This is a genomic window from Pseudokineococcus sp. 5B2Z-1, from assembly GCF_037482305.1.
GTDB lineage: Bacteria > Actinomycetota > Actinomycetes > Actinomycetales > Quadrisphaeraceae > Pseudokineococcus.
In genome coordinates this window covers 840,734-858,826 of record NZ_JBBHZG010000001.1, presented here as the reverse complement: position 1 = coordinate 858,826, position 18,093 = coordinate 840,734, and the positions used below count along the sequence as shown (strand labels likewise).

General features: G+C 77.9%; 12 protein-coding genes and 1 pseudogene. 8 read left to right on the top strand and 5 right to left on the bottom strand.

Annotated features, from left to right (window positions below; translation table 11 throughout):
* Position 1 precedes the first annotated feature (1 nt).
* On the bottom strand, positions 2 to 697 hold the full coding sequence (locus WDV85_RS03580) for a dienelactone hydrolase family protein (protein ID WP_339569307.1): 696 nt from the start codon (positions 695 to 697) through the stop codon (positions 2 to 4).
* Positions 698 to 882: 185 nt separating this feature from the next.
* Positions 883 to 1,098 (bottom strand): hypothetical protein, encoded by a 216-nt coding sequence (locus WDV85_RS03575; protein WP_339569306.1) that lies wholly within the window; start codon positions 1,096 to 1,098, stop codon positions 883 to 885.
* Between the two features lie 103 nt (positions 1,099 to 1,201).
* Between WDV85_RS03575 and WDV85_RS03570 the strand changes: the two are divergent.
* Positions 1,202 to 2,956, top strand: a pseudogene (locus WDV85_RS03570) (long-chain-fatty-acid--CoA ligase); the annotation flags it as partial.
* Between the two features lie 427 nt (positions 2,957 to 3,383).
* Complete coding sequence (locus WDV85_RS03565; RefSeq protein ID WP_339569304.1) at positions 3,384 to 5,240, top strand: DEAD/DEAH box helicase; 1,857 nt, start codon at positions 3,384 to 3,386, stop codon at positions 5,238 to 5,240.
* 222 nt (positions 5,241 to 5,462) lie between these two features.
* Here the strand turns inward: WDV85_RS03565 and WDV85_RS03560 are convergent, their stop codons facing one another.
* The gene (locus WDV85_RS03560; RefSeq protein ID WP_339569303.1) at positions 5,463 to 5,852 is read right to left on the bottom strand and encodes a DUF3817 domain-containing protein; all 390 of its coding nucleotides are present in this window, start codon (positions 5,850 to 5,852) and stop codon (positions 5,463 to 5,465) included.
* Positions 5,853 to 5,948: 96 nt separating this feature from the next.
* Here WDV85_RS03560 and WDV85_RS03555 point away from each other — a divergent pair, with 96 nt between their 5' ends.
* From WDV85_RS03555 to WDV85_RS03545, 3 genes are all read left to right on the top strand, one after another.
* Positions 5,949 to 7,658, top strand: coding sequence for a carboxylesterase/lipase family protein (locus WDV85_RS03555; protein ID WP_339569302.1), 1,710 nt, complete (start codon positions 5,949 to 5,951; stop codon positions 7,656 to 7,658).
* Between the two features lie 268 nt (positions 7,659 to 7,926).
* Positions 7,927 to 9,168, top strand: a complete 1,242-nt coding sequence (gene nhaA / locus WDV85_RS03550; protein WP_445263193.1) for a Na+/H+ antiporter NhaA — start codon at positions 7,927 to 7,929, stop codon at positions 9,166 to 9,168.
* A 91-nt stretch (positions 9,169 to 9,259) separates the two neighbouring features.
* The gene (locus tag WDV85_RS03545) at positions 9,260 to 10,936 is read left to right on the top strand and encodes a PP2C family protein-serine/threonine phosphatase (RefSeq protein ID WP_339569300.1); all 1,677 of its coding nucleotides are present in this window, start codon (positions 9,260 to 9,262) and stop codon (positions 10,934 to 10,936) included.
* 18 nt (positions 10,937 to 10,954) lie between these two features.
* Here the strand turns inward: WDV85_RS03545 and WDV85_RS03540 are convergent, their stop codons facing one another.
* The gene (locus WDV85_RS03540; protein ID WP_445263192.1) at positions 10,955 to 11,836 is read right to left on the bottom strand and encodes a glycosyltransferase family 2 protein; all 882 of its coding nucleotides are present in this window, start codon (positions 11,834 to 11,836) and stop codon (positions 10,955 to 10,957) included.
* Positions 11,837 to 12,246: 410 nt separating this feature from the next.
* Here WDV85_RS03540 and WDV85_RS03535 point away from each other — a divergent pair, with 410 nt between their 5' ends.
* Together WDV85_RS03535 and WDV85_RS03530 are read left to right on the top strand one after the other, a co-directional pair.
* On the top strand, positions 12,247 to 13,659 hold the full coding sequence (locus WDV85_RS03535; protein ID WP_339569298.1) for a mechanosensitive ion channel family protein: 1,413 nt from the start codon (positions 12,247 to 12,249) through the stop codon (positions 13,657 to 13,659).
* Positions 13,660 to 13,774: 115 nt separating this feature from the next.
* A complete protein-coding gene (locus WDV85_RS03530; protein ID WP_339569297.1) occupies positions 13,775 to 15,925 on the top strand; it encodes an alpha-galactosidase in 2,151 nt (716 codons plus the stop codon).
* Between the two features lie 31 nt (positions 15,926 to 15,956).
* On the opposite strand, the gene WDV85_RS03525 is transcribed toward WDV85_RS03530, so the two are convergent.
* The gene (locus tag WDV85_RS03525; protein ID WP_445263191.1) at positions 15,957 to 17,021 is read right to left on the bottom strand and encodes a PHP domain-containing protein; all 1,065 of its coding nucleotides are present in this window, start codon (positions 17,019 to 17,021) and stop codon (positions 15,957 to 15,959) included.
* A gap of 244 nt (positions 17,022 to 17,265) precedes the next feature.
* Here WDV85_RS03525 and WDV85_RS03520 point away from each other — a divergent pair, with 244 nt between their 5' ends.
* Positions 17,266 to 18,036 carry a hypothetical protein gene (locus WDV85_RS03520; protein ID WP_339569295.1) on the top strand — a complete coding sequence of 257 codons (771 nt, stop codon included), beginning with the start codon at positions 17,266 to 17,268 and terminating at the stop codon, positions 18,034 to 18,036.
* Positions 18,037 to 18,093: the final 57 nt, after the last annotated feature.

Sequence of the window (18,093 nt, the reverse complement as noted above, 5' to 3'; positions counted from 1 at the left end):
CTCAGCGCACGTGCTCGCGGAGGAAGGCCGTGGCGCGCCCCCACGCCAGAGCGGCCGCGTCGGCGTCGTAGGCGGGGCCGGTGTCGTTGACGAAGGCGTGCTGCGCCTCGTAGACGTGCAGCTCGACGGGCACGTCGAGCCGCTCGCGCAGGTCGTCGAAGACCCGCCCGACGACGTCGAGGTCGATGCGGTCCTCCCGGGCGTAGTGCCCCTGCACGGCGGCGCGCACGCCCGACCAGTCGGTGCCGTCGGGGTCGGGCAGCCCGTAGAAGGGCGTCACCGCCCCGACGCGCTCGCCCTGCTGGGCGGCCAGCGTCAGCGCGAAGGACCCGCCCATGCAGAAGCCCGCGACGCCGACCGTGCTGCTCGTGACGGCCTCGTGGCCGAGGAGCAGGTCGACCGCCCCGGCGAGGTCCCGGGCCGCCCGGTCGACGGGCAGCTCCTGCATGAGGCGCATGGCCTCCTCGCCGTCGTGCGTCGTGCGCCCGCCGTAGAGGTCGGGCGCCAGGGCGACGAAGCCCTCGGCGGCGAAGCGGCGCACGAGGTCGGCGATGTGCTCGGTGAGGCCCCACCACTCCTGCACGACGACGAGGCCCGGCCCGCGGCCCGACGGCGGCAGCTCGAGGTAGCCGTGCCCCTCCTCGCCGCCGGGGCGGGGGAAGGTCGTGTTCTGCGGGGCCGCGCCGGGGTCGCTCATGCCCGCACGCTAGATCGACCACGAGGGCGCCGACCACGAGGCCGCTGGCCGGCGGTGCACGCGCGCCGTCGGGTGGAGCGCCGACGGGGAGGACCAGGTCCCGAGCACGAGCGGCCGCAGTCCTCCGACCTGCGGTGACGCTCCGTGCGGTGGAGCTCGTCCTCCCTGCCGGCAGCGCGCTGCCCTCAGCGTCGGCGCGACCGGCGCAGGTCGGCGAGCGCGGGGACGCCGCTCACCAGCCCGACGCCGACGAGGACCACGCCCGCCACGGAGGGACGCCCGTCGGCCGCGGCGACCACGACGAGCGCCACCAGCCCGGCGGCCAGCGCGCCCGCCGCGAGGGCGAGCCGCCGCTGCGGCGACGGCGGCCGCGGGCGTCCGGTCGGCGGGGGCGGGCTCACGCGCACCAGCCCAGCACGGGACGCGCACCCCGTCGCGACGACGTCCTGCCACGACCGGGGGAGGCGGACGGCACGCCCTGGCCGCCGCCCGGGGGCGCGCCTACTGTGCCGGGCACGGGGGGCCGCGACGGCGCGGTCCCGGGACCCGGGAGCACACCCATGCAGGGCTTCGCCACGCTGTCCGTCGCCACCATCCTCGCCGAGTCCGCGGTCCGGCACGCCGACCGCACGGCCGTCGTCGTGGGCGACCAGCGGATCTCCTACCGCGAGCTCTGGGACCAGACGCGCGCCGTCGCCGGCGCCCTGCGCGCGAAGGGCGTCGGCCCGGGGACGCGGGTGGCGCTGCTGCTGCCCAACGTCGCCGACTTCCCGCGGGCCTACTACGCCGTCCTGGCGCTGGGGGGCGTCGTCGTCCCCGTGCACGCCCTGCTCCAGGGGCCGGAGATCCAGTACGTCCTCGAGGACAGCGAGGCCTCGCTGCTCGTGTGCGCCGCCCCCCTCATGGCGCAGGGCCTGCGCGGCGCGCGCGCCGCGCAGGCCCTGCACCATGAGGGGGGTGGCGCGCACGAGCAGCGAGGCCTCGCTGCTCGTGTGCGCCGCCCCCCTCATGGCGCAGGGCCTGCGCGGCGCGCGCGCCGCCGGGGTCGACGTCGTCACCGTCCTGGCGCCGGCCGAGCTGGCCGCCGAGCACGGCGTCGAGCGGCTCGAGGAGCTGGCCGCGGCGGCGGAGCCGATCACCGCCGTCGAGCCGCGCCAGCCCGACGACACCGCGACGATCCTCTACACGAGCGGCACCACCGGCCGTCCCAAGGGCGCCGAGGGCTGCCACCTGTCGCTGGTGTCGCAGGTGGAGACCTCGCTGCTCGACACCTTCCGCATGGGCGTGGACGACGTCGTCCTCGGGTGCCTGCCGCTGTTCCACACCTTCGGGCAGACCTGCGCCATGAACATCACCTTCCGCGCGGGTGCGACGCTCGTCCTGGTGCCGAAGTTCGACGGGGCGACGGCGCTCTCCCTCATGGTCGAGCACGGCTGCACCGTCGTCATGGGCGTGCCGACGATGTACATGGCCTTCCTCGAGGCCGCGGCCAAGGACGAGCGCCGGCCCCCGCTGGCCTACGGCGTCTCGGGGGGCGCGGCCATCCCGGTGGCGGTCATCGACCGGTTCCGCGACGTCTTCGGCGTGGAGATCCACGAGGGCTACGGGCTCACCGAGACCTCGCCGGTCGCCACCTTCAACCCCGTGGGCCGCCCGCCCCGCCCCGGCACGGTGGGCGTGCCGATCTGGGGCGTGGAGGTCGAGGTCGCCCGCCACGACGTGCCGGACCGGGTCGAGCTGCTGCCGCGCGGGGAGATGGGGGAGCTCGTCGTCCGCGGGCACAACCTCATGAAGGGCTACCTCGGGCGGCCGGACGACACCGCGGCCGCCGTCGTCGACGGCTGGTTCCGCACGGGCGACCTCGGCACGAAGGACGAGGACGACTACGTGACGATCGTCGACCGCACCAAGGACATGATCCTGCGCAACGGCTACAACGTGTACCCGCGCGAGGTCGAGGAGGTGCTCGCCGCGCACCCCGACGTCGCCCGGGTGGCGGTGTTCGGCGTCGCCGACGAGCGGCACGGCGAGGAGGTCGCGGCCGCCGTCGTCCTCGTCGAGGGCGCGACGACGACGGCCGACGCCCTGCGCGAGTACGCCGCCGACCAGATCGCGGCGTACAAGTACCCGCGCCGCATCGAGGTGGTCGACGACCTCCCCCTGGGCCCGAGCGGCAAGGTCCTCAAGCGCGAGCTCGTCGCGCGGTACGGCGCGCCCGCCGGCCCGGCCGAGACCCGGGACGCCAGCCCGGCGACCTGAGCCGCCTTCTCCGCCGCACCTCGTCGTCACATCGCCGTCTCCCAGGCCTCCTCGACGGCACGTCGTCGTCAGAGTGCCTGAGGGGCGCCCTCAGGACGGCGATGGGCCGACGAGGTGCGCGCAGGGGCTCCCCGGGACGGCGACGGGCCGACCGGGTGGGGGAGCGGCCCGTGGTCGGGGAATGCCCGCGCGTGCGTCACACTTGTGCCCGACGGAGGAGCGGGCGCCCTGGGCGCCCGGACGGGGCCGACGCAGGTCGAGCAGCGCAGGTGAGCCCGCGACGAGCGGGCAGCAGCACATGAGCACCGCTGGCGATCTCCACAGGGTCCACGGCCGACAGGTCCCCTCCGCAGCAGCCACCGAGTCCGGCTGCGACCTGCCGACAGGCGCGACGCCGCGCCGACCCCACCGCGAGGAGACCCCTGCCGTGACCGCCCCTGCCCTCGACCGCGAGACCGCGGACGCCGAGGACCGCACGACCGACACCGACGCCGTCGAGGGCTCGCCCCGCGCCGACGTGCCCGCCCAGGGCCGCGGCGAGGACGCCCGCGCGGACGACGCCGCTCCCGAGGACGACGCCGACGAGCCCGCCGGCCCGACCTTCGCCGACCTCGGCCTGCGCGCCGAGGTGCTGCGCGCCCTCGACGGCCTCGGCTACGAGGAGCCCACCCCCATCCAGGCGGAGTCGATCCGCCCGCTCCTGGCCGGCCACGACCTGCTCGGCCAGGCCGCCACCGGCACGGGCAAGACGGCCGCCTTCGCGCTGCCGCTGCTGGAGAAGGTCCCCGCCGGCGGCGGGCGCCGCCCCGTCGGCCTCGTCCTCGTGCCCACCCGCGAGCTCGCGCTCCAGGTCTCCGAGGCCATCAGCACCTACGGCAAGCAGCTGGGCGCCCGCGTCCTCGCCGTCTACGGCGGGACGCCGATCGGCCGCCAGCTGCGCGAGCTCGAGCGGGGCGTCGACGTCGTCGTCGCGACGCCGGGCCGTGCGCTCGACCACATCGGCCGCGGCACCCTGCCGCTGGCCCACCTGCAGACCGTCGTCCTCGACGAGGCCGACGAGATGCTCGACATGGGCTTCGCCGAGGACATCGAGGAGATCCTCTCGGCGGCGCCGGCGGAGCGTCAGACCGTGCTCTTCTCCGCCACGATGCCGCCGCGCATCGACCGGATCGCCCGCCAGCACCTGCGCGAGCCCGTCCGCATCCGGATCGCGAAGAAGCGCGCGGCCGAGGGCGAGGCGCCGCTCGTGCGCCAGACGGCGTACGTCGTCGGCCGCCCGCACAAGGTCGCGGCCCTCGGCCGCATCCTCGACCTCGAGCAGCCGACGGCGGCCATCGTCTTCTGCCGCACGCGCGAGGAGGTCGACACGATCACCGAGCGCCTCGGCGCCCGCGGCTACCGCGCCGAGGCGCTGCACGGCGGCATGGGCCAGGAGCAGCGCGACAAGGTGGTCTCCCGGCTCCGCGCCGGCGCCGCCCAGCTCCTCATCGCCACCGACGTGGCCGCCCGCGGCCTCGACGTCGAGCAGCTGAGCCACGTCGTCAACTTCGACGTGCCGTCGGCGCCCGAGTCGTACGTGCACCGCATCGGGCGCGTCGGCCGCGCCGGCCGCGAGGGCGTCGCCCTGACGCTCGCCGAGCCGCGCGAGCGCCGTCAGCTCTCGGTCATCGAGCGCGTCAGCGGCGCGCCGATCGCCGTGGCGCCGCTGCCGACCGTCGCCGACCTGAAGGCCCACCGCCTGCAGGAGACGCGCCGCTCGGTCGCCGAGGTGCTCGACGGCGACCGCAGCGGTCTCGAGGAGGTCCGCGGCGTCCTCGACGCGCTCATGGAGCACCACAGCGCCGAGGAGGTCGCGCTCGCGGCCCTCCAGCTGGCGCACGCCGCCCAGGGCGCGGTGGACGACCAGGAGATCCCAGCGCCCGACCTGCGCCCCCGCGCCGGTCGCGACAGCGGCCCCCGCGGCCGGGACGGGCGCGACAGCCGGGGCCCGGCGGCTCGCGGCGGCCGCTCCGGCCCCCGCAGCGGCCCGTCGGCCGGCAACGCCCGTCTCTTCGTCGGCGTCGGCCGCGCGGCCGGCGTCCGCCCCGGCGACCTCGTGGGCGCCATCGCCAACGAGTCGCCCGTGAGCGGCCGCGACATCGGCGCCATCGAGATCACCGAGCGCTTCTCGCTCGTCGAGGTGCCCGAGGGCGCCGCCGACGACGTCGTGGCGGCACTGCGCGGCAGCACGATCAAGGGCCGCAAGGCCATGGTGCGCCGCGACCGGGACCAGCCCGGCCGCTGACCCGCCCCCCACGAGGGCCCCGTCGACGACGTCGACGGGGCCCTCGTGCGTCCCCTCCCCGGCGAAGGGGCGTCACCTCCGCGCCGGGAGAGACCCTGGGGGTGAGGGAGGCGTCACCTCCGCGTGGTGAGGGGCCCTGGGGGGAGGGTGCGTCACCTCCGCGTGGCGAGGGGCCCTGGGAGTGGAGGAGGCGTCACCTCCGCGCGAAGGGTCCGGCGTGGGTCAGGCGCCGCGGACGGCGTGCGTCCGGCCCCCGCCCGCGGCGGAACCGGGGCGGTCGTCGAGGAGGCCGCGGCGCTGCGCGAGCACCTCGAAGACGACCGTCCCGAAGGGCGGGAGCGCCGCCACCAGCCCCAGGAGGCCGACGCGCCAGCTCCACCGCTGCACCCCCCACGTCAGGAGCGCGACGGCGCCGTAGAGGAGGAAGGCGCCGCCGTGCAGCGGCCCGAAGACCTCGATGCCGTGGCGGCTGCCGTCGAGGAGGTAGTGCCAGCCCATGGAGACCAGGAGCCCGGCCCACGTCAGCGCCTCGACCACCGCCAGCACGCGGAAGGCCGAGCGGATGCGGGCGCGGGCGGCGGGCGACGACGGGGGCGCGGGGATCGCGGGCACCTCCCCATCGTCCCAGCGCCCGCGCCCGACCCGGCGCGCACCCCGGCGCCCTCCCTCCGGATGGTGGCCACGGGCACGGACCGCGACGCTGGGACGGTGACCGAGCACCCCGCCGCCGCGCCGGGCGGCCCCGCCGCCGCACCGGCCGCCGAGGCCTCCCGGGCCACCGAGCCGGACCCCGACGCCGGCGGTGGGGCGGGCGTCCCGGCGGCCGGGCGCCGCCCGGGCCTGCCGGGCCTGCCGGGCGGAGCGCGCCGCGCGAGCGCCCGGGCCGTGCCGGAGGTCGTCGCCCGTCCGCCGGGCGGCGCGGTGCGCGGGGTGCGGCGCAGCACGCCGCACGGCGAGGCCGACTCCTGGCGCGGCGTCCCGTACGCCCGCCCGCCGGTGGGCGAGCACCGCTTCGCCGCCGCCGTTCCCCACAAGCCGTGGACGGGCGTCCGTGACGCCACCGGGCCCGGCCCGGCGTGCGCGCAGCGGGTGCCCGTCGTCCCGGCCCCGCTCGGGCTCGTGCTCGGCACGACCGGGCGGCGCACCGAGGACTGCCTCACGGTCGACGTCCACGCCCCCGCGGGCGCGGCCGAGGACGGGCGGCGCCGGCCCGTCCTCGTCTGGGTCCACGGCGGCGCGTTCTCCAGCGGGAGCGCCGGGGAGTACGACGGCTCCCACCTCGCGGCGCGCGGCGACGTCGTCGTCGTGTGCGTGAACTACCGCCTGGGGATGCTCGGCTTCGCCGACCTGGCCGACGTCGTCGCCCGGCCCGGCCCGGGCCGCCGGGGGGTCGACCCCGAGCGCGTCCCGAGCAACGTCGGCCTGCGCGACCAGGTCCTGGCGCTCGAGTGGGTGCGCGACGGCGTCGAGGCCTTCGGCGGCGACCCGGCGCGCGTCACCCTGGCGGGGGAGTCCGCCGGGTCGGCGTCGGTCGCCCTGCTCATGACGAGCCCCGCCGCGCGGGGCCTGTTCGCCGGGGCGATCTGCCAGAGCGGCGCGCTGTCCATCGCCACCGACCGCGAGGACGCCACGCGCCTGGCCCGCGAGCTGTGCGCGCAGCTTGGCGTCAGCCGCGAGGAGCCCGAGGGGCTCTGGCGGGCGTCGACGCGCGAGGTGCTGCGGGCCGCGGCGGCCGTCTCGGCCACGCGCCCGGAGGGCCTCGCCACCCGTCCCTGGTTCGACGGCGACCTCCTGCCGGCGAGCCTCCCGGCGGCGCACGCGACGTCGACGCCGCCCGTCCCGCTCCTGTCGGGCAGCAACCGCGACGAGCACACGCTCTTCCGGCGCTTCGCCCGCGACGTCCTCCCCGAGACGCGGGCCCGCCTGGCGCAGGCGCTCGACGCGGCCGCGGGCCCCGAGGAGACCGACCGCATCCTCAGCGCCTACCCGCGCGACGAGCGGGGCCTCACCGACCTGGGCTCCCACCTGCTCTTCACCGTGCCGGGCATCCACCACAGCGAGGCGCACGCCCGCACGAGCCCGACGTGGCGCTACCGCGTGGACTGGGGGCCCGCCGCGTTCGGCCTCGGGGCCACCCACGGCGTGGAGCTGTACCTGCTGTGGCCCTACGCGCCCGTGCGCCGGGCCCTGCAGCGCCTCGACCGCGACGGGCGCGTGGCCGACCTCGCCGACCGCGTCCAGCGGCACTGGCTCCACTTCGTCCGCCACGGCGAGCCCGACCCGGCCGTGGGCCCGTGGCCGCGCTACGACGCCGAGCGCCGCTCCACGCTCGTCCTCGACCTGGAGGACCGCGTCGTCGACGACCCCGAGGGCGAGCAGCGCGCCGTCTGGGGCGGGCGGGACGTGCTCGTGCACTGACCACGCGCGCACCGGTCGCGGCCGGACCCCCCGCTCGGGGTGCGCCGTCGGCGTCCGCGCCCCGTACCCTGGCCGGATGCCCGCCGGTGAGCGGGCTGGTGTGCCGGGAAGTCTGGTCGGCGTCCCGTGCCGTCGACCCCAGGGAGACCCCGTGAATCCGCCCTCCGGCGCCGACCCGCGCGACCTCCGCGAGCGCGAGGACGGCGCGCCCACGTCGTCCTCCGGCAGGGAGACGCCCCAGAGCCCCACCGACCTCGGAGCCCACGAGCTGCCGGCGCACTCGCGCGGGCTGTCCGACCTCCTCTCGGGCGAGCGGCTCGGCGGCGTCCTGCTGCTGCTGGGCGCGGCCGTCGCGCTCGTGTGGGCCAACTCGCCGTGGCGGGAGGCCTACGCCGGCCTGTCCGAGACCGTCGTCGGGCCGGCGTCCCTCCACCTCGACCTGTCGCTGTCGACATGGGCGGCGGACGGCCTGCTGGCGGTGTTCTTCTTCGTCGTCGGGCTCGAGCTCAAGCGGGAGATCGTCGCCGGCTCGCTGCGCGACCCCCGCACCGCGGCGGTGCCCGCCATCGCGGCCGTCGGCGGTATGGCCCTGCCGGCCCTCGTCTTCGTCGTCGTCCTGCTCGTGTCGGGGTCCGAGGGCCTCCAGGGGTGGGCCGTGCCGACGGCCACCGACATCGCCTTCGCGGTGGCCGTCCTGGCCGTGGTCGGCAAGGGGCTCCCCGTGGGGCTGCGCACCTTCCTCCTCACGCTCGCCGTCGTCGACGACCTGCTCGCCATCACGATCATCGCCGTCTTCTACACGGCCGACCTCGCCGTCGTGTGGCTGCTCGCGGCCGTCCCCGCCGTCCTCGTCTTCGCGCTGCTGTCGCGGGTGCGGCCGGGCGGGCAGGGCCTGCGCGTCCTCCTCGTGGTCGCCATGCTCGTCGCGGCGGCCGTGGCGTGGGTCTTCGTCCACGAGTCCGGCGTCCACGCCACCGTCGCGGGCGTCGTCCTCGGGTTCTCGGTGCCCGCGCTGGCCCGGCGTGGTGAGGACATCTCCGTGGCCGAGCGCTACGAGCACGCCGTCCGGCCGTTCTCGGCGGCCTTCGCCCTGCCGGTCTTCGCCTTCTTCGCCGCGGGCGTCTCCGTCGTCGACGCCGGCGGGCTCGGCGCGGTGCTGGGCCAGCCCATCGCGATCGCCGTCGCCCTGGGCCTCGTGCTGGGCAAGGTGCTGGGCGTGCTGGGGCTCACCGCGCTCGTCATGCGCCTCACGCCGCTGCAGCTGCCGGAGGGCCTGCGCACGCCGGACCTGCTCGGCGTCGCCCTCCTCGCCGGCATCGGCTTCACGGTGTCGCTGCTCATCACCGAGCTCGCCTTCGAGCCCGGCGAGGTGCAGGACGGCGCCCGGCTGGCCGTCCTCGTCGGCTCGCTCGTCTCGGCGCTCGCCGCCTCGGTCGTGCTGACCCTGCAGAAGCGCGCGGTCGCCCGCACCGGGTCGCCGAGCCCGGCGGCCGCCCAGGCGTCGTCATGAGCCGCGTCGTCCGCGGGGCGCGGTGACGGGCCCCGCGGACGCCCGAGCCGGGGCGCCGCGCCGTCGGCCGTGGGAGGCCGCAGGGCCCCTGGTGCCGCTCTACGACGCCGTCGACTGGGCAGCCGGGCCGCTGGGGCCGCCGGAGGACTGGGACGAGACGCTGCGCGGCGCTCTCGCCCTGGCCCTGACGACGAGGTTCCCGGTGACCCTGATCTGGGGCCCGGAGCACGTGCTCGTGTACAACGCGGCCTACGCCGAGATCATCGAGGACAAGCACCCCCACGCCCTCGGCGGGCGCTGCGCCGAGGTCTTCCCCGAGGCGTGGCCGGTCATCGGGCCGATGCTGGCGGACGTCATGGCCGGTGGCGGGCCGACGTGGACCGAGGACGTCCGGATGCCCCTCGTCCGTCGCGGGGGCCGCTCGGAGGAGTGCTTCTTCACCTACTCCTACTCGCCCGTCACGGCCCCGGACGGGCGCGTCGCCGGCGTCCTCGACATCACGGCGGAGACGACGCGGCAGGTCGTCGACCGCCGGCGGCTGGCGCTGCTCGCCCAGCTCACCGACCGCCTCTCGGACCTCGAGGACGCCGAGGCGCTGCCCGCGGCCGCGATGCCCGTGCTCCGCAGCGCGCGCCACGACCTCGTCGACCCCGCGCTGCTCGCCCCGGACGACCCCCTGGCGCCCCTGGACCGGGACCTCGTCGTGGAGGAGGTCGTCGAGGAGGCCGCGGAGGGGGGCGTCGAGGCGGGGGCGGGCCGCCGGCACCGCGTCCTGCTGCGGCTGCCGGGCGTCCTCCCGCGGGCGCAGCGCCCCGTGCTCGTCACGGGCGTCGACCCCGAGGTGCCCGTGGACCGGGTGCTGCTGGAGTTCCTCGTGCTCGTCGCCGGCGTGCTCGGCACCGCCCTCGAGCGGGCCCGGGCGCACGCCGTCGAGCGCGCCTCCGGCCAGCTGGCGCGCTCGATGTCCGAGGCCCTCCAGCGCGACCTCCTCACCCCGCTGCCGCAGCCGGACCACGTCCAGCTCGCGGCGCGCTACCAGCCCGCGGCGTCCGAGCTCGCGGTCGGCGGCGACTGGTACGACGCCTTCACGACGTCGGACGGCGGCACGTCCTTCGTCGTCGGGGACGTCAGCGGCCACGACGCGGGCGCGGCCGTCGCCATGGCGCAGGTGCGCAACGTCCTGCGCGGGGTCGGGCACGCGCTGGACGAGCCGCCGGCCGCCGTCCTCGACGCGCTGGACCGGGCGATGCGCGACCTCGCCGTCGGCGCCCTCGCGACCGCCGTCCTCGCGCGGCTCGAGGACGACGAGCACGGCGACGAGGGGACGGGCGGGCACCGCGTCCGCTGGGCCAACGCCGGGCACCTGCCGCCCGTCCTCGTGCACCCCGACGGGCGGGTCGAGCTGCTGCAGCGGCGCAGCGACCTGCTGCTGGGCCTCTCGACCGGCGCGGCCCGCCGCGACCACGAGGTGCCGCTGCCCGCCGGTGCCACCTTCCTGCTCGTCACCGACGGGCTCGTCGAGCGCCGCGGGGCGCACCTGTCCGACGGGCTCGCCTGGCTGCGCAGGACGGTGGAGCGCCTCGCGCGGGCGGGCGCGACCGTGGAGGAGCTCCTCGACGGGCTGCTCGCCGAGGTGGGGCCGGACGTCGAGGACGACGTCGCCCTCCTCGCCGTCCGCGCCCACCCGCGGGACCGGCCGCGCCCGCCCGAGGCCGGGCCGGAGGTCGGCCCCGACGAGCTGCTGCGCGGCGAGGTCGGCGCGGGATAGAGGGGCTGCCGAGGGCGCTCAGCCGTAGTGGCGCGCCGTGGAGCGGCGCTGGCTCTCCTCGAGGGCCGCGAAGCGCGCCTCGGCGTAGGCGGGGAGCCGGCGCCGCTCGCGGACGACCCACGGCAGCCCGGCGAGCGCGAGCGCCACCCCGGCCGCGCTCGTGCGGTCGCGCGGGATGCTGCCCAGCAGGTGCGCCGTGCGCCGCGCCGCCGCCGGCACCGGGCGGCGCAGCCAGGTGAACCACAGGGTGTTGCGGACGCCGTCGCGCCGCCGCCGCAGCCGCTCGCGCGCGGGGGAGGGCTGGTGGTGCAGCACGAGCTCGGGCAGGTGGCACAGCTCCCAGCCCGCCGCGGCGAGGTCGGAGGCCATGAGCTCCTCCTCCCCGCCGAGCCACAGGCGCCGCGAGAAGCCGCCGACCTCCCGGAAGGCGCTGCGCCGCACCACGGAGGCGCCGGCGAGGAAGGAGCCGAGCGCCGGGCCGGGCAGCCACGACGGGCCCTGGACGGGGGACTCGCGGAGCTCGACGTTGATGGCGTCCTGGCGCCCGCCCGGCTCGACGAGGATCTGCGCCGTCACGCACGCCAGCGCGGGGTGGGCCTCGAGGACGTCGGCGGCGCGGGCCAGGGAGCCCGGCTCCCACCACGTGTCGTCGTCGCAGAAGGCGATGAGCTCCGGCGGCGGGTCGAGCGCCCGCTCCAGCGCCGCGACGCCGACGTCGCGCCCGAGCGCGCCGAGGTTCTCCGGGCTCGCCACGAGGAGCGCCCAGGGGTGCTCGGCCGCGACGGCCTCCGCGGTGCCGTCGTCCGAGCCGTTGTCGACGACGGCGACGGCCGGCCCCTCCGGCAGGTCCCGCAGCCGCTCGAGCGCGCGCAGGACCTCCGCCCGGCGGCGGTGGGTGATGACGACGACGGCGAGGCGCGGGTCCGCCGACGACCGGGGCCTGCCCTTCGTCCCGGGCGTCCCACCGGTCGTCGAGCGGTCCGGCGACGGGGTCGCCCCGGCGGTGCCGTCGGTGGAGGCGGGGGCGGCGGCGCTCGCGGGGGGCACGACCGGCGACCTTACGGGGACGGCCGGCGGGCGCCCGCCGGGGCCTCTCGCGCGGAGCCGGGGGACGCGGGCGCCCGGTCCGTCCGGGTCCGGGGCGGGGTGACCGGTGGCCTCCCCGGTTCCCAGCGACCTCCCAGGCGCCGGGAGGGGGGAGCGGCTTGCACCGCGCCGCGGCGCCGGTCAGTGTTGACGGCTGGTCGAGCGCCGCTGACGTCGCCGCGTGCCCGCTCCCCGCCCCTCGAAGCACCCCCGGAGGTCCCACCGTGCTCGCCCTGCTGTCCCCGAACGAGGAGGGGAGCGCCGCCGCCGAGGCGTTGCCCGAGGACATCGTCTACGCCTCGGCGACGACGGTCCTCCTGTACCTGGCGATCGGCGTGGCCGCCGCCTTCGTGCTCGGCCTCCTCGTCACCGCCGTCCTGCGGCGCATCGGCCGCCGCTCGAGCGTCGTGCGCGACGTCGAGGCGCGGGGTCGGCGGCCGTTCCGCATCGTCCTCGTCCTCGTGGCCGCCCGCGTCGTGCTCGAGGCCGCCACGCTCCAGTCCTCGTGGGCGGAGCCGGTCGCCTACGTCGTCAACCTCGCGATCATCGCCATGCTCGCCTGGCTGGCCGCCGTCGTCGCGTTCGTGCTCGAGGACGTCGCGCTCGACAAGTACCGCCTCGACGGGCCCGACAACCGCCGCGCCCGCCGCGTCCGCACCCAGGTCTCCCTGCTGCGCCGCCTGACCGTCGCCGTCGTCGTGGTGCTCGCCGTCGGCGCGATGCTCCTCACCATCCCCGCCGCCCGCGAGTGGGGTGCCACGATCTTCGCCTCGGCCGGCGTCGTCGGCGTCGTCGCCGGCCTCGCCGCCCAGACGTCGCTGGCCAACCTCTTCGCCGGCCTGCAGATCACCTTCACGGACGCCATCCGCGTGGACGACGTCGTCGTCATCGAGGGCGAGTTCGGGCGCATCGAGGAGATCACGCTCACCTACGTCGTCCTCCACATCTGGGACGACCGCCGGCTCGTGCTGCCGTCGACGTACTTCACGACGACGCCCATCGAGAACTGGACCCGCAAGGACTCCGAGGTCATGGGCGCCGTGATGCTCGACGTCGACTGGGAGGTGCCGATCGACGGGCTCCGCGAGGAGATGCACTGCTACCTCGAGTCGACGCCCAACTGGGACGGCCGCGTGGCCAACCTCGTCGTCGTCGAGGCCGTCGGCGGGGTCGTCACGCTGCGCGCGGTCGTCAGCGCGAAGGACGGCGCGACCCTGTGGGACCTGCGGACCGGGCTGCGCGAGGCCCTCGTCGTGTGGCTGCAGCGCTCGGCCCCGGACGCGCTGCCGCGCACGCGCATCACCACGGCCTCGGACGCGGGGGCGGCCCCCCGGGCGCGGGCGGGTGCGCCCGCCCCGCGCGACGGCGCCCGCGCGGAGCGCGCTCCCGTCCAGGACGCCGACCCGGAGCGGGACACGCCCGCGCGGCGGTACGAGACCGGGCTCTTCACCGGGAGCCTCGAGGCCGTGGCGCGCGCGCAGCGCTTCTCCGGGCCGAGCGAGGAGGAGATGGAGGAGCGCCGCCGTGCCGGCGAGGCGCGCTCCGGCGAGGTCGACGTCGTCGACGCCCCCGCCGAGCAGGAGCCGCCCAGCTGGCGCGACCAGCTGGCGTCGGGCCGGGACGACTCCCGCGGCTGACGCCCTGCCCGTGATCCTGACGCCCCTGTCCTGACGCCCGGCCCGTGACGCCCCCGCCGGGCGCGACGGGGCGGGGGCGCCGGGGCCGGCGCCGGCTGCCCTAGCGTGCGTGCGCGTGGACCTCGTACACCTGCGCGCGGCCGGCACCAGCCTCGTCCTGTCCGCCGAGGACGGGCGCCTGCCCTCCGTCGTCCACTGGGGCGCCGACCTCGGCGACCTGCCGGAGGAGCACCTGCGGGCGCTGCGGCGCGCCGCGGAGCCGGGCGTGGCGCCGAACGACCTCGACGTCGCCCTGCCCCTCGGGCTGCTGCCCGAGACGGCGACGGGCTGGCGGGGCCGGCCGGGGCTCACCGGCCACCGCGCCGACGGGGGCGGCTGGTCGCCGTCCCCGCGCCTGGTCTCGTGGGACGTCGAGACGGACGACGCCGGCGGCGGGCGCGCGGTCGCGACGGGGGAGGACGCGGACGCCGAGCTGGGCGTGCGGGTGGAGGTCGAGCTCCTGCCCGCCGGGCTCGTGCGGGTCCGCGCCGCCGTGCGGGACCTGTCGGCCGCGGGCGGCTACGTCGTCGACGGCGTCCTGCCCTCTCTGTCGGTGCCGGACGCGGCGACCGAGGTCGTCGACCTCGCCGGCCGCTGGGCGCGCGAGCGCGCCCCGCAGCGCGTGCCCTTCGCCGTCGGCGCCCACGCGCGGGAGAACAGGCGCGGGCGGACGGGCCCGGACGCGCCGCTCGTCATGACGGCCGGGACGGCGGGCGTCGGCTTCCGCTCCGGCGAGGCGTGGGGCGTGCACGTCGCCTGGAGCGGCAACCACGTCGTGCGCGCCGAGCGCACGGCCGAGGGGGCGAAAGTGCTGGCGGGCGGGGAGCTCCTGCTGCCCGGAGAGGTCCGGCTCGGCCCGGGGGAGGAGCACGTCGGCCCCTGGCTGTACGGCTCCTACGCCGCCGACGGTCTCGACGGCGTCGCGGCGCGCTTCCACACCCACCTGCGCGCGCGCCCCGAGCACCCGCGCTCCCCGCGGCCGGTGGTCCTCAACGTGTGGGAGGCCGTCTACTTCGACCACGACCTCGAGCGCCTCACCGAGCTGGCGCGGCGGGGCGCCGAGGTCGGCGCCGAGCGCTTCGTGCTCGACGACGGCTGGTTCCGCGGACGGCGCGACGACACCGCCGGCCTCGGCGACTGGTACGTCGACGAGGACGTGTGGCCCGATGGGCTCGGGCCGCTCGTCGAGGCCGTGCACGCCCACGGCATGGACTTCGGGCTGTGGTTCGAGCCGGAGATGGTCAACCCCGACTCCGACCTGGCCCGGGCGCACCCGGACTGGCTGCTGCGGGTCGGCGGCCGCGAGCCCGTGCTCTCGCGCGGGCAGCAGGTCCTCGACCTCGGCCACCCCGACGCCCACGCGCACGTCCTCGGGCGCCTCGACGCCCTGCTGTCGGAGCACGACATCGCCTACGTGAAGTGGGACCACAACCGCGACGTCCTCGACGCCGGGTCGGGGCCGGCCCGGGCGGCCGGCGTCCACGCGCAGACCGCCGCCGTCTACGCGCTCCTCGACGAGCTGCGGCGCCGCCACCCGGGCGTGGAGGTCGAGTCGTGCAGCTCGGGGGGCCTGCGCGTGGACCTCGGCGTCCTCGAGCGCACCGACCGGGTGTGGGGCAGCGACTGCAACGACCCGCTCGAGCGCCAGCAGATCCAGCGCTGGACCGCCCAGCTGCTGCCGCCGGAGCTCGTCGGCGGCCACGTCGCCTCCCCCCGCTCCCACACGACCGGCCGCACGCACGACCTGTCCTTCCGCGCGGGCACGGCGCTGTTCGGGTCCCTCGGCGTCGAGTGGGACATCAGCCGCGCCACCCCCGACGAGCGCGCGGAGCTGGCGCGGTGGGTGGCGCTCTACCGCGAGCTCCGCGGCCTGCTGCACACCGGCGCCGTCGTCCGCGCCGACCCGGTGGACCCCGCCGTCGCGCTCCACGGCGTCGTGGCCGCGGACGGCGCGGACGCGCTCTTCGCGCTCGTGCAGCTGGACGCGCCGCTCACCTCCGTGCCCGGCGCCGTCCGGCTGCCCGGGCTCCGGCCGGACTCGCTGTACCGCGTCAGCGCGCAGGCGCCCGGGGACGCGCCGCACCTGCGCGGCGGGCGCCCGCCGTGGCTGGACGAGGGCGTCGTCCTCCCGGGCGCGGTGCTCGCCGCGGCGGGCGTCCGGGCCCCCGCCATGGACCCCGAGCAGCTGCTGCTGCTGCGCGTGCAGGAGGTCGGCGCCGACGGGTGACCCGCGCGGGCCCGGCGGTCGGGCGCGTCCCTCAGCCCGGCCGGTGCGCGTGGTCGGCCGTCCAGGCCAGGAGGTCCTCGACGGGCCAGGTGTTGACCACGCGCTCGGGCGGGACGCCGCACCGCGCCGCCCGGGCGCACCCGCGCTCCTGCCAGTCGAGCTGGCCGGGGGCGTGGGCGTCGGTGTCGACGCTGAAGAGGCAGCCGGCCTCGACAGCGAGGCGCAGCAGCCGCAGGGGCGGGTCGAGGCGCTCGGGGCGGGCGTTGACCTCGACGGCGACGCCGGCCTCCGCGCACGCGGCGAAGACCTCCTCGGCGTCGAACTCGCTCTCGGGCCGCGCCTTCCCGACCCCCTCACGGGGCTGCACGTACCGGCCCGTGCAGTGCCCGAGCACGTCGGTGCGGGGGTCGCGCACGGCGCGCACCATGCGGCGGGTCATGGCGCGCCGCTCCATCCGCAGGTCGGAGTGGACGGAGGCGACGACGACGTCGAGCGCGTCGAGCAGCTCGGGCTCCTGGTCGAGGGACCCGTCGGCGAGGACGTCGCACTCGATCCCCGACAGGAGCCGGAAGGGCGCGAGCGGCGCCGCGAGCTCCTCGAGCAGGGCCAGCTGGCGGCGCAGCCGCGCGGGGCTGAGGCCGCGCGCGACCTTGAGGCGCGGCGAGTGGTCGGTGAGGGCCGCGTACTCGTGGCCGATCTCGACGGCCGTGACGGCCATGTCCTCGACGGGGCTGCCGCCGTCGCTCCAGTCCGAGTGCAGGTGCAGGTCGCCGCGCAGGGCCGCCCGCAGGGCCGCGCCGCCGGCGGCGCCCTCGTCGGCCGGGTCGACGAGGGGCTCCTGGCGCCCCTCGAGGTCGACGAGGTAGGCGGGCCGCCGTCCGGCGGCGACGTCGACGACGAGCGCCGCCGTCGTGCGGCCGACGCCGGGCAGCTGCTCGAGGGAGCCGTCGGCGACCCGGCGGGCCAGCTCGTCCGCGGGCGTGCGCGTGACCGTCGTGGCCGCTGCGCGGAAGGCCTTGACGCGGTGGGTGCTCGCCAGCTCCCGCTCCAGGAGGAAAGCGGTGCGCCGCAGCGCCGCCAGGACCCGGGCGTGCAGGTCCGCCGCGTCGTCGGCGGCGGGGCCGCCGCCCGCCGGGCGGTCGTCGCTCGCGCTCACGCGCCGACGGTAGGGCGTGGGCCGCCCGGGCGCCGGTCCGCGTCGTCCCGGGCGCCCGGCGGGCCTTCCGGCGGCGTCCCGTCGATCCGCAGGGGAGCCATGAGGGCGTGACAGCGTCCTGACAGGCGCGGCCCGCAGCGTCGTGGTCCTCGGGCGGAACGACCGCCCGTCGGAGGAGGACACCATGCGCAGGAAGCTGGCCACCATCACCGTCGCGGGCGCGATCGCCCTCGGCGGGGCGGCCCTCGCCGGGCCGGCGCTCGCGGACGCGGCGCCCGACGCGGTGACGGGGTCGACCCAGGAGGCCGCCCAGGGGGCGGTCGACGCCGTGGCGGACCGGGTCGACCGCATCACCGAGGCCCTCGCGGGCCTCGTCTCGGACGGGACGCTGACCCAGGACCAGGCCGACGAGGTCGCCTCGACGCTCGCCGACGCGCTGCCCGGTCCGGGCGGTCCGGGCGGGCCCGGGGGGCCCGGCGGGCTGGGCCTCGGGCCGGGGCCCGCGGGCCTCGACGCCGCGGCGGAGGTGCTCGACCTCACGCCCGAGGAGCTCCGGGAGGCCCTGGCGCAGGACGGCGCCACCCTGGCGTCCGTGGCCGAGGAGCAGGGCGTGAGCACCGACGACCTCGTCGCCGCCCTCGTCGACGCCGCGAGCGCCCACCTCGACGAGGAGGTCGCCGACGGCCGCATCACGCAGGAGCAGGCGGACGAGCGCGCCGCCGACCTCGAGACCCGGATCGGCGAGCTGGTGACGACCGAGGTCGGCGACCGGCCCGCCGGTCCGGGCGGCCACGGCCCCGGCGGGCACGGTCCCCGCGGTGAGGGCCCCGGCGACCCGGCCGGCGAGGACCCGGCCGACGGCGCGACGGCGCCGCAGGACCCCGCCGACGACGGCGCCGCGACGACGCCCGACGGCACGAGCGCGACCCCGTCGAGCTGGAGCTACGCCGCCTGAGGTCGGGCGGACCGTCGGGGCGGGCCCCACGGGCCCGCCCCCGGGGGGGGACCACAA

Coding starts and splice junctions, on each gene's coding strand:
- WDV85_RS03520 (WP_339569295.1), top strand. CDS start 17,266: ATGCGCAGGAAGCTGGCCACCATCACCGTCGCGGGCGCGATCGCCCTC.
- WDV85_RS03580 (WP_339569307.1), bottom strand. CDS start 697: ATGAGCGACCCCGGCGCGGCCCCGCAGAACACGACCTTCCCCCGCCCC.